Source organism: Nonomuraea aridisoli (assembly GCF_003236395.1).
Classification (GTDB): Bacteria; Actinomycetota; Actinomycetes; order Streptosporangiales; family Streptosporangiaceae; genus Nonomuraea; species Nonomuraea aridisoli.
Genome location: NZ_POUD01000284.1, coordinates 1 through 11733, shown reverse-complemented (window position 1 = coordinate 11733; position 11733 = coordinate 1). Strand labels below are relative to the sequence as shown.

9 protein-coding genes are annotated in these 11733 nt (G+C 73.0%); 2 read left to right on the top strand and 7 right to left on the bottom strand.

Features of this window, described 5'->3' with window-relative positions; genetic code table 11:
- Nucleotides 1–384 precede the first annotated feature (384 nt).
- Nucleotides 385–3132 (bottom strand): helix-turn-helix transcriptional regulator, encoded by a 2748-nt coding sequence (locus tag C1J01_RS40175; protein WP_111184295.1) that lies wholly within the window; start codon nucleotides 3130–3132, stop codon nucleotides 385–387.
- A 101-nt stretch (nucleotides 3133–3233) separates the two neighbouring features.
- Here C1J01_RS40175 and C1J01_RS40170 point away from each other — a divergent pair, with 101 nt between their 5' ends.
- Nucleotides 3234–3848: a LysE family translocator gene (locus C1J01_RS40170; protein WP_111184294.1), complete on the top strand. Its 615-nt coding sequence runs from the start codon at nucleotides 3234–3236 to the stop codon at nucleotides 3846–3848.
- 4 nt (nucleotides 3849–3852) lie between these two features.
- Complete coding sequence (locus tag C1J01_RS40165) at nucleotides 3853–4392, top strand: TetR/AcrR family transcriptional regulator (RefSeq protein ID WP_111184293.1); 540 nt, start codon at nucleotides 3853–3855, stop codon at nucleotides 4390–4392.
- On the opposite strand, the gene C1J01_RS40160 is transcribed toward C1J01_RS40165, so the two are convergent.
- The 6 genes from C1J01_RS40160 to C1J01_RS40135 all read right to left on the bottom strand — a co-directional run.
- Nucleotides 4389–5594, bottom strand: coding sequence for a hypothetical protein (locus tag C1J01_RS40160; protein ID WP_235854981.1), 1206 nt, complete (start codon nucleotides 5592–5594; stop codon nucleotides 4389–4391). The two genes, C1J01_RS40165 and C1J01_RS40160, sit on opposite strands and share 4 nt — an antisense overlap.
- Nucleotides 5595–5603: 9 nt before the next feature.
- Nucleotides 5604–5984 carry a RidA family protein gene (locus C1J01_RS40155; RefSeq protein ID WP_111184292.1) on the bottom strand — a complete coding sequence of 127 codons (381 nt, stop codon included), beginning with the start codon at nucleotides 5982–5984 and terminating at the stop codon, nucleotides 5604–5606.
- 9 nt (nucleotides 5985–5993) lie between these two features.
- On the bottom strand, nucleotides 5994–7073 hold the full coding sequence (locus tag C1J01_RS40150; protein ID WP_235854980.1) for an alanine racemase: 1080 nt from the start codon (nucleotides 7071–7073) through the stop codon (nucleotides 5994–5996).
- Nucleotides 7070–8446, bottom strand: coding sequence for an IS607 family element RNA-guided endonuclease TnpB (gene tnpB, locus C1J01_RS40145; protein ID WP_181449232.1), 1377 nt, complete (start codon nucleotides 8444–8446; stop codon nucleotides 7070–7072). Before tnpB ends, C1J01_RS40150 begins: the two co-directional genes overlap by 4 nt.
- Nucleotides 8447–8687: 241 nt before the next feature.
- On the bottom strand, nucleotides 8688–10214 hold the full coding sequence (locus tag C1J01_RS40140; RefSeq protein ID WP_111184290.1) for an N-acyl-D-amino-acid deacylase family protein: 1527 nt from the start codon (nucleotides 10212–10214) through the stop codon (nucleotides 8688–8690).
- Nucleotides 10215–10222: 8 nt separating this feature from the next.
- On the bottom strand, nucleotides 10223–11733 hold a 1511-nt coding region (locus C1J01_RS40135; protein WP_146615895.1), incomplete at its 5' end, for a DUF4153 domain-containing protein.

Here is an 11733-nt window from a genome sequence, read left to right as displayed (position 1 = left end):
CCGTGGCTCCCCAGATATCACCCCGCCCGCAAACCCTCGAACCAGGCATGCCGCGACAGGGCTTCCGTTCGGTACACGCCGAGCACGGGCCTGTTCACGCCTATGGCACGGCGTCAGCGATGAGGTGGGTAGGCAAGCGCCGTTCACCACGACGTGCATTCCCGGCGCGAAGGGGGCTGGGGCATTCATGTTGGGTGATGGCCGGGTTGAGCGGGCGACTCGGCCACAAAGTAGGCCCCCACACCCGGCAACAGGACACCCAACCGAAGCGGGTCAGCCCAAAGATCGCATTGGCGAGCGGTGACCGCGCGGAAGCCGAGGTTGGGCGGGTGGCTTGGTCGCAGGTGGGCGTTCCGTAGGGGTGTACAGGGTCGGCCGGGGTGGTCAGTCTAGGAGGCCGCGTTGGCGGGCGGTGGCGGCGGCATGGGTGCGGGTGGAGACGGCGAGTTTGCCGAGGATGTTGGACACGTGGACGCTCACCGTCTTCTGCGCGATGAACAGCCGCTCCGCGATCTCCCGGTTGGTCAGCCCCTCGGCGACCAGCCGGAGCACCTCAACCTCACGCGCCGTCAGCCCACCGTCGGCAGGCGCCGCCGGACCGCCGCCGAACCGGGCCCGCCGCCCGAACTCCAGCAGCGCGTTCTCCAAGGGCACGGCCCGCAGCTTGCCCGCCACCTCCCGGGCGAGATCCCACTCGGCCTGCGCGGCCTCCCGATCACCGGCCGCGAGCAGCGCCTCGGCCAGCCGCCACCGGGCCCGCGCCGTCTCGTAGACGAACCCGAAGTCGAACGCCTCGACCACGCGCCGCCACAGCTCCACGTCGAGCCGCCCGTGCACGCGATGCCACTCGGCCTCCACCCGCAGCCCCCACGCCTGCCCCTCGGGGCCGACGTGGCCGCCCTCTCCGGTGAGCCCGACGTCGAGCGCGAAGCGGGCGCGCTCGCGCAGCTCGTCGGCGCCCTCGGTGGTGCCGAGCTCGGCCAGCGCCCACAGCCCGGTGGCGACCAGCCGGATGTTGGTGGCCTCGCCAGGGTTGAGCCGCGCCAGGACGGCGCGCACGTGGTCGAGCGCCGTCGCCGGGTCGCCGTGCCACAGGGCGTGCTCGGCGGCCAGCCCCCGCGACATGTACGCGATCAGCTCGTCGTCCCAGAAGGGCCGCAGCCACCCCAGCCTGCTCTCGACCGCCGGCAGGTCGCGCCCCACCTCGACGAACAGCGCGAACGACGACAGCAGCGCCTCCGGCGGCGTGCCGACCCGGGCGCCGAACATGGCGGCCACGGTCTCGGCCTGGTCCCACTCGCCGGCCGCGTAGTGGACGAGGAAGCGCAGGAACCGCAGGTCGGTGCCGTACGTGCTCCACTTGAGGCCGCTCTCGGACGCCATCTGGATGCCCTCGTCGGCCGCCTCGGCGGCGTAGACGAGCAGGCCCTGGTCGTAGTGGATGCGGGCGTGGTGGAACCGGGCGCGCAGATTCATCGCGAGGTCGCTGCTGCCCTCGGCGCAGGCCGCGTCGACCAGCTCGTGCGCCCTGCCGAGGTCGCCACGGTGCTCGGTGAACGTGGCCAGCGTGAGCAGCGCGCCCACCTCGGCGTCACGGGCTCCGGCCGCGCGGGCGGTCTCGAGGGCGCGCAGGCAGTGGGTCTCCACCTCCTGGTGGCGCGGGCTCCACAGGAGGGTGCGGGCGTAGGTGGCCTGGGCGCGGGCCAGCTCGGACGGGCTGCCCGCGCTCCGCACGGCGTGCTCGGCCGCCGCCACCGCGCCGGCGCTGTCGTCGAGCTCGTAGAGGTAGTAGGCCAGCCGCTCGCTCACCTCGGACGTCTGCGGCAGCGCGCGCAGCTGGGTGACGGCCCGGTGGGTGTCGCCGCTGTCGGAGGCCATGACGGCGCTGCGGAACGCCAGCCGCTCGCGGCTCTCGCCCGCCAGTCGCGCGGCGTCGTCGACGCGGTCCCACAGGCCGAGGGCGCGGTCGTAGTGGCGGTGGGCCTCGGCGGGCGCGCCTACGCGCTCGGCCGCCCGCCCGGCCTCGACGGAGGCCGCCAGCGCCCCGGCCAGGTCGTGACCGGCGAGGTGGTGGTGGGCCAGCTCGGCCGGCGAGGTGAGCAGCCGGGCGAACGCGGCGTGCAGGCGGGTGCGCTCGCCGGGCAGCAGGTCGGTGTAGACGGCCTCCTGCAGCAGCGCGTGGCGGAAGATGTAGCCGGGGCCGTCGATCCTGAGCAGCCCGCGCGAGACGATCTCCCTGACCGCCTGCTCGAACTCCGCCAGCGGCAGCCCGGACACCTCGCGCAGCAGGTCGTCCTCGACCCGGCGGCCGGCCACGGCGGCGGCGCGCAGCACGCGCTGCCCGGCCTCGGACAGCACCTCGACCCGCGACAGCAGCAGGCTGGCCAGCCCGTCGGGCAGGCTGTCGCCCTCGGCCACGGCGGCGAACAGCTCCTCGGCGTAGAACGGGTTGCCCTCGGCGCGGGTGACGATGAGACCGAGCCCGTGGGCGTCGAGGTGGCCGAGGCTCGCGACGTAGTCGGACAGGGCGCCGGGGTCGAGCGGGCCCAGCTCCAGGCTCATCACCGTGGGCAGCCGCTTCAGCTCGGCCAGCACGGACCTGAGCGGGTGGCGGCGGTGGAGGTCGTCGGTGCGGTAGGTGCCGACGACGCAGACGCGCTCGCTCTGCACCATGCGGCTGAGGAAGACCAGCAGGTCGCGGGTGGAGCGGTCGGCCCAGTGGAGGTCTTCGATCACGAACAGCACCGGCTGCACGTCGGCCAGCAGCCCGAGCAGCGAGCCGAACAGCCGCTGCTGGGTGAGCCCCGCCGAGGACGCGCTCTCCGAGCCCGGCAGGAGCTGGCCCAGCATGGGATGGGCGGCGGCGGCCTCGCGCACGGCCGGCTCCGCGCCGCGCAGCGCGTCGGCGAGCGGGAGGTACGGCAGCGCGTCGCCGAGCTCGGCGCACTGGCCGACCAGCACGTTGAACCCGCGCTCGCGGGCCTCGGCGGCGAGCTCGGCGACCAGCCGGGACTTGCCGATGCCGGCGTCTCCGCCGACGAGCGCCACTCCGGCCACGCCGTCGGCCGCGGACTGGAGCACACGCGCGAGCCCCGCCAGCTCAACAGAGCGCCCGACGAGAAGACCGTTCACGACATGAAACTATGCCATGCGCCACCGACAAGTAATTGGTCCATAAAGCAGCGCTCCCATTGGCCTTCTTGGAGATACCAAAGCCTGCCTACGCTGCTCTCGTGATCCCACCGACGACATTCGCGCTCTTCGCGGCCGCCTCGCTGGCGATGGTCCTCATCCCGGGCCCCAACCACCTCTACATCACCGCGCGCGGGCTCGCCCAGGGCCGGGCGGCCGGGCTGGCCAGCGCGTTCGGCGTCGAGGTCGGCACGCTCATGCACATCGCGGCCGCCGCGGCGGGCCTGTCGTACGTGATCGCGCAGTCCGCGACGCTCTTCGCGGTCGTGAAGTGGGCGGGCGCCGCGTACCTGATCTATCTGGGCATCCGGGCGCTCGTCGGCGGGCAGGCGACGGCGCAGGCGCCGAAACCACAGCCGCTGCGCGCGGTCTTCCTCGAAGGCGTGCTGGTCAACCTGCTCAACCCGAAGACGGTCCTGATGTTCCTGGCGTTCCTGCCGCAGTTCGTGGACCCGCGCGCCGGCTCGCCGGCGCTGCAGGTGGTGCTGCTCGGCCTCACGCTGCTGCTCCTCGGCCTGATCTCCGACATCGTGTACGCGCTCACCGCCGGCGCGCTCGCCCACCGCCTCACCCGCGCCGCCCGCACCATGCGGTACGCCAGCGGCGTCGTCTACCTCGGCCTGGGCCTCGCCACGGTGCTGACCGCGCGACAATGATCCCATGGCGCCGAGGAAGCAGCAGGAGATCTTCGACGCGACGCTGCGGCTGGTCGCGGAGAAGGGCTACGACGGGCTGACCGTCGAGGGGGTCGCCGAGCGCTCCGGCGTCAACAAGACGACGATCTACCGGTGGTGGCCGTCGAAGGCCGCGCTGCTCGGGGCCGCGCTGGTCGAGGCCGACGTGCTGGGCTTCGAGCCGCCCGACACGGGCAGCCTGCGCGGCGACCTGGTCGCGCTGGTCGACGGCGTCAGGCGGCTGCTGACCGAGCCGCCCGCCAGCGACATCGCGGTGGCCGCGCTCGCCGCCGCCGTCCGCCATCCCGAGCTCGACGCGCGGCGCTTCTTCGCCGACCGGTTCGCCAGGGAACGCGAGGTCTTCGACCGCGCGGTGCGCCGGGGCGAGCTGAAGGCGTCGGTCGACCCGATGCTCATCGTCGACCTGCTGGCCGGGGCCGTGTGGATGCGGGCGGTCCTGCGCGGCCTGCCGGTGGCCGACGACTTCCCGACCGAGGCCGTGGCCGCGCTGCTCGACGGAGTCTAACCGGCTCCGGACAACGCCTGGGGGATGCGCTCCAGCACCGGGTACGGCACCAGCCCGTAGGCGTAGAAGTCGAGCGCCGCCGCCCCTGCCGCCTTGGCCCCGCGGGCCTTGGCCACGAGCCGGTCGGCGGAGTCGCTGTCGGGGTGGCCGGGCCGCAGCACGGCCCGCACCTCGCGGTCCTTGCCCACCGACCGCAGGTAGGCGCCCACGTCGTCGGCCACCCGCGCGGCGTCCCGCGCGTACGCGAGCACCCCGAAGGCGGGCACGAGGTCGCCCAGCGCCACCAGGTCGACGCCGAGCTGCCAGGCGTCGTGCGCGGCCAGGCCCGGCGTGGGCAGCCCGTCGTCGTACCCCTTGACCGCGCCGGTGGAGTCGACGAACACCAGCTTGGAGCCCTCCGCGGCCACCGCCGAGGCCACCTCGGACACCAGGGTCGTGACGCTCTCGGAACGCGCCCGCGCGTAGGCCACGACGTCGGGCCCGGCGTACGCGGTCAGCGCGGCCCTGGTCACCTCGCCCTGCGCGGGCGGGTCGCCGTCGAGCACGCCGCCGACGATGCGCGCGCACTCCGCCCGCGCCACCTCGGCGTCGACGCCCAGGTTGGCGGCCCGGCGCATGCAGTGGTCGCAGAAGCACAGGCCGAACAGGTAGGCGTCCATCGGGCCGAGCGGCACGAACGAGCGGTGCCGCCGCAGCGGCCGGAAGTGCAGCGACTCGGCCACCACGCTGTCGACGCCGAGCCTGGCCACCGCCCTGGCGAGCGCGACGGCGTAGTCGCGCGCGTCGGGATGGGCGGGGCACAGGTCGGTCAGCGAGCCGCGGTCGCCGAAGCAGTCGCGCACGGTCACGTCCGGATGCCGCGCGCCGAGCGTGGCGTTGTGCAGGAAGACCGTCCACGCGTGCAGTTTCAGCGACCTTTTCGCACAGGCTTCGCGAAGCCCGTCGAAGACCTCCGGATCGCCCGGGACGGGAGAAAGGCGGAGCCCGGCGAACAGGTCGGGTGCCGGGGTGAAGTGGGCGCCGTCGTGGCGCACGGTCAGCCGGGACAGCCCGTGCGGGGTGACGTCGCGGGTGGCGTGGTGGACCGCGCCGACGGTGACGCCGGCCACGCCGTAGCCGCTGATCCTGTCGAGCACCCGCTCGACGCCCTCACCGCGCAGGTCCTCGGCGAAGACGTACACGGAACTGTCCACACTGGCCACGAGGCGACTTTACGCGCTCTTGCAGGCGACGAAGTCGATCTCCACCAGGATGTCCAACAGCTCGGACCCGACGGTCGTGCGCACGGGGTAGGGCGCGTTGAAGTACGACTTGTAGACCTCGTTGTAGGCGGCGAAGTCGCGCTTGAGGTGCTGCAGGTGGACGGTGGCCTTGACCACGTCGTCGAAGCCGAGGCCGTGGGCGGCGAGGATGGCGCCGAGGTTGCGCATGACCTGGTGGGTCTGGGCGGCGACGTCGTCGCCGACGACCTCGCCGGTGTGGGGGTCGAGCGGGCCCATGCCGGAGGTGTAGACGAAGTCGCCCACGACGAGCCCTTGGGAGTACGCGCCGATGGGGGCGGCGCCCTCCGTCGTCCTAAGCTCCTTTTTCACGAAATCTCCCTAGAAGTAGGTGTGTATCGCGCCAACGACACGGTAGTCCCGATCCACCAGCGGCAGCACGCGCCACTTGTCGAACGCCGTACACGGATGGGAGATGCCGAACGCCAGCAGGTCGCCCGGCTTGAGCCCTTCGGCGCGCACGACGGTGTGCTGGTCCTGCATCTTCACGATCGTGACGCCGCCGCGCCGCGGGATCGGCAGCCCCTCGTCGTACGGGGCGTCACGCTTGCCCATGCCGACGATCGCGATGCCGGGCTCGGGCGTGGACAACACATGGGCCCACACCTCCAGCGCGGGGCGCAGCTCACCGCCGATCCGGTTGAACGGCGTGCGCTCGCGGTAGAAGCCGTCGTCGTGGGTGACGTACGCGCCGCTGCGCAGCAGGATCCTGGCCCGGGCGCCGGCGAGCTCGCGCCCGATCACGTCGAACCACTGGCTGCCGCCCACCGACAGGATGGGGGTGCGGACGCGGACGTGCTCCACGGCTTCCTGCAACGAGTCGAGATATTTCCGGACTTCTGCGGCGGTCGCCAGCCCGCCCTCGTACCCCGCCACCCCGGCCAGCTCCACGCCCGGCGTCGCCTGCGCGTACGCGACCACCTCCAGCAGCTCCTCCAGCGTCCGGCAGCCGGCCCGCCCGCCCTCGTGGCCCAGCTCGGCCAGCACCCGGAACGGCCGCGCCCCGGCGTGCCGGGCGAGGATGTCGATGCCCGCCGTGGAGTCGGCGAAGCTCAGGAACTCGAACGCGGGGTCGCGCTCCAGCTCGGCCGCGGCCCAGGCGAGCCCGGCGGGGTCGACGACCTGGTTGGCCACCATGACGCGGCCCACGCCGAAGCCCCTGACCGTCTCGGCCTGCCGCGGCGTCGCCACCGTCAGCCCCCAGGCGCCGGCCGCGAGCTGCCGCTCGGCGATCTCGGGCGACAGGTGGGTCTTGGCGTGGGGCGCCAGCTCCAGGCCGTGGTCGCGGGCGAAGCCCGCCATCGTCGCCACGTTGTGCTCCAGGGCGTCGCGGTGCACGACCATCGCGGGAAAGCCGAGAGCGCCGTCGAAGATCGACCGATCGAGCACAATACCGCTCACTGAATCTCAGCGATTCTCAGTGATTCACCCATTGCTGGGTGAAGGTCCCCGTCTTGCCCGGTCGCCCGGCGCGGGATTGACGCTTCACGGCCACCAGCCCCGCCTGGCGGGGTCTCACGGTCGGCTCCACGTCCGTTTTGTGTCTCCGAGCCACTCCCGGCGACGTGCTGCACGAGGGATGCGAGGTTGAGTGCGGCGTTGCGGTCCCGGTCGAGCGTCAGCCCGCACGCCTCACACCTGAACGTCCGTGCCGACAGGGGCAGCTTGGCTCTCGCCACCCCACACGCCGAACACATTTTGGAGGAGGGAAACCAGCGGTCGGCCACCACCAGCCGGCCACCATTCCACACCGTCTTGTAACCGAGCTGGCGACGGATCTCGCCGAACCCGGCATCGGAGATCGCCCGGGCCAGGCGGCGATTCTTCACCATGGCGGCCACGTGGAGATCCTCCACCACGATCGTGCCGTAGGTGCGGGCCAGATCGGTGGTGAGCCGGTGGATCGCATCCCGGCGCAGCGCCGCCACCCGGTGATGCGCCCGGTTACGCGCGGCATTGGCGCGCAACCAGCGGCGCGACGGCCGCCGCCCGCTCCGCCGGTCCGGGCCGATACGGCGGGAGACCGTGCGCGACAGGCGGCGCAACCGCTTGGCGGCGCCCGCCAGATGATGGGGGTTGGCGATCGGGGGCCGGTCGTCGGAGAACACGGCCAGCGTGGCGATGCCGAGATCCACGCCCACCACCGCGTCCGGCCGCGCCGGTGTCCGCTCGGGCCGCCGGAGGCGGACCGAGAAGGACACGAACCAGCGGCCCGCTTCCTTACGGACGGTGGCCGAGGCGATGGTCGCGGTGCCGGCCTCGATGTGGCGGGCGAGCTTGCGCGTGGACTCATGGGTCTTGATCCGGCCCAGCCGGGGCAGCACCACATGCGTGCGCCCGTGCAGCCGGATGGCTCCAGTGGTGAACCGCACCGACGGGGCGCTCCTGCGCTTGGACCGGAACGACGGAAACCCCATCCTGCGGCCCTTGCGCTTACCCTTCGTGGAGTCGCTCCAGTTCTTCAACGCCGCGGCCAGGCGTTCCAGCCCGCACGCGAACGCCTCTTTCGAGCATTCCCGCCACCACGGCGCCACGCTGTCCTTCACCTGGTTCCACGCCTTGCGCAGCGCGTACATCGACCACGGCGAAGGCGGGGTGAGCCACTCCTCGGGAATGCCGTAGGAGCGTTCGGCCGCACGCTGACCGAGATTGGCTTTGACGACCGCCAGGCCCCAGTTGAACGCGACCCGTGCCGCCCCGCAATGTGTGGCCAGCGCACTGGCTTGGGCGGGGGTGGGATCGAGTGCGAACCGGTAGGCCTGGACGACCTGCATGACCGCTCCCTTCCCATCCCCTTGGTAGCTATTGGTATGCCGAGAGCTACTGAATGTAGCATTCCTCATGTGAACATCAGTATGAATATCGAGGAAGTTCGCGGTGCTGATCGCGCAACCGCTGTGCTCGCGCTCATCCGCCAGGCTGAAGAAGAAACTGATAGCTGCTGACCAGCACTGAGCAACATCCGAGCAGTTCGACCCCCTTCGTCCTCGCCCGACTCTATCTCCTGACCATGCGTCACGGCCGTAGCGCGCGCCCGGGCGTGGCCCCGGTGAGCTCGCCGCCGGCCAGCACGGGCACCCCGGAGACGAGCACGTCGTCCACGCCGTCGGCCGGCGTGCGCGGGGCCTCGTACGTGGCGCGGTCGCCCACCGTGGCGGGGTCGAACACCACCACGTCGGCCGCGAACCCGCGCCGCAGCAGCCCGCGGTCCGCCAGCCCGAACCGGCGGGCCGGGTGGCCGGCCAGGTGGACGACGGCCTGCTCCCACGTCCAGTCGCCGAGCTCCCTGACGTGCCGGCCGAGGAACCGGGCGAACGCCCCGAATCCGCGCGGATGCGGATGGCCGCCCACGTAGATGCCGTCGGAGCCGCCGGTCTGGGCCGGGTGGCGCAACATGCGGCGTACGGACTCCTCGCCTTTCGGGCCCTCGTCGGGACGGGCGGAGACGACGCCCGCCTCGAGCCGCGTCTCCGTCAGGAGGCGGCGGCAGAACTCGGCCGGTGTCGTCCCGGCCCGCTCGGCCGCCGCGACCATGGTCAGCCCCTCGGCCCACTCCAGACCGGGCGCGTGCGAGACGGTCAGCCGGGGCCAGAGGTCGTCGAGCGTCGGCCACCAGTCGTCCAGCTCGGGCGAGGCGATCATCTCCAGGGCCCGGCCCGGCTCGGCCCCCGGCACCTCCGGCGGCAGCACGACCATGGCCAGGATCGTGTTGCCGCGCAGGTAGGGATAGGTGTCGAAGGTGAGGTCGACGTCCTGGGCGAGCGCCCGCTCGACCAGCGGCAGCAGCACGTCGGCCGGGCCGTGCAGGTGGGAGACGTGCACGGCGGCGCCGGAGCGGCGGGCGATGTCCACCACCTCGGCCATCCCGACCCCGGCGCGGGGGCCGTAGGCGCGCATGTGGGTGACGTACGGGAGCCCGCCCAAGGGGGCGCACAGGGCGGCCAGCTCGTCGGCGGAGGCGTAGCGGCCGGGCAGGTACTCGAGGCCGCTCGACAGGCCGACGGCGCCTTCCGACAGCCCGCGTTCGACGTGGCGCAACATCGCGGCCAGGTCGTCCGGGGAGGCCGCGTCGGGTGAGGGCCCCATGACGTCGTAGCGGATGGTGCCGTGCGGCAGCAGGTACGCGGTGTTCAGCGCGACCGCCCGGTCGTAGCCGCCGAGCAGCTCCGCCACCGTCAGCGGCCCTTCTGTCAGGGCGCCGTTGACGGCGGCGAAGTAGCGCGAGGCGTAGGCCACGGTCTCGGCGGAGCCCGGCGCGAAGGAGAGCCCGTCCTGCCCCAGCACGAACGTGGTCACGCCCTGCCGCAGCGCCGCCCGCTGCACGCCCGGGTCGAAGACGGCGGCCTCGCCGTGGGCGTGGCAGTCGACGAAGCCGGGCGCGACCAGCCGGCCCGTCGCGTCGATCACCGTCGCCGCCCGCGCGCCGCCGAGCCTGCCGACCGCCTCGATCCTGTCGCCCGCGATCCCCACGTCCGCCCGGTACGGCGGGGCGCCCGTGCCGTCGAGCACCCGGCCGCCGCTGATGACCACATCGAAGCTCACCCGAGGATTCAACCAGAGCCGCGCGAGAACGCCGGGGGGCAGTCGGCGGTGGCGCGGATCGGGTGCTTCGCCAGCAGGTCCCGGGCCTGGGAACGGGCCAGGTTCCAGCCGTTCCACGGGTCGGGGCGGGCGAGGCCGTTGGCCGCGACCACGTCGGCCAGCACGCAGCTGCGCTGCGGCTCCGGCAGCCGGTCGAGCGCCGGGACGGCCTCGGCGCCGAGGTCGCCCAGGTAGTCGGAGTCCAGCTTGGTGACGCCGCGCACGTCGACCTGCGACTGCGCGACCTGCAGATCGGGGTTGACGATCGCGAACGCGCCGAGGCCCAGCCCCGTGACCAGGACGACCGTACGGGGCAGCCAGCCGGAGCCGCGGCCGGTCAGCCGCGCCGCCCCCGCCACCAGCACCAGCGCGAACAGCGCGCCCAGCCACCACACCGTCGCCTCCACCGACAGGCGCAGCCGGGACAGGCCGTACGCGTCGGTGTAGAGGTTCATGCGGTGCAGCGCGGAGACCAGCACCACCATCGTCAGCCCGCACAGGACGCCGAGCAGTCCGGCCAGCACCCAGCGTTCGCGCCGCTCGACCTTGAGCAGCCCGGCGGCCACCGCCACGATGCCGAGCACGAACACGCTGACCACGACGAGCTGGAAGAACCCCTGTCTGGCGTACTCGGCGTAGGTCAGGCCCGCCGTGCGCAGCACCAGGGCGTCTCCGCCGAACAGCGCCGTGATCTGCACCGCCACGAACGCGGCGAACAGCAGGTTCACCGCCGTGAGCGGCACCAGCCAGATGCTCCTGCTGAGGCGGAACCTCGTGGCCGGCCCCACGGGGTCGGCCACCGGCCGCAGCGCCACCAGCACCACGGCGACCAGCAGCACCCCGAACAGCACGAACAGGAAGATCCGCAGGGGCGCGGACTCGGCCCAGTCCGGCGTGGTGGTCAGCCACTCCAGGTACGAGGCGAACACCGCGTCCGCCGAGGCGAACAGCAGCCCGAACACCGCCAGCAGCACCGCCGTGATGCCCAGCGCGGCCACCGTCGGCAACACGCGCCGCCGGTTCGTCAGCTTCTTCACCGGCTCCGCGAGGAACCACGGCACCGGTCCCAGCGCGAGCAACACGGACGCGCCGCCCCTGATCACGCCGAGCCAGCCGGCTCCGGCGCCCGACACCGCCAGCGCGCCCAGCCCGGCCCCCGACACGAGCAGGATGGCGACCAGCCAGTCGGCGTCGCGCACCGCCGCCATGGAGATCAGCCCGTACGCCGTGAGCCCGAACGCGACGGTCCACGGCGTCATCCGGCGCGTCACCGCGGGCAGCGCCCCCGCGCCCAGCACCATCGCGACCAGCACGAGCCCCAGCCCGGCCTGCGCGTCCGGCAACGCCACGGCCGCGAACGCCCCTGCTCCCGCCGCCGCCGGCAACAACCACCGAGGCGCGTCCGGCACCTCGGGCCGCGGCAACAGCGGCGGCGGCACGTACACGGGCGGCCCCCCGGATCCCTGCCCGGGATACGCCC

Excerpts from the sequence above, each read along its gene's own strand:
- C1J01_RS40165 (WP_111184293.1), top strand. The coding sequence starts at position 3,853 with ATGGCGCCGAGGAAGCAGCAGGAGATCTTCGACGCGACGCTGCGGCTG.
- tnpB (WP_181449232.1), bottom strand. The coding sequence starts at position 8,446 with ATGCAGGTCGTCCAGGCCTACCGGTTCGCACTCGATCCCACCCCCGCC.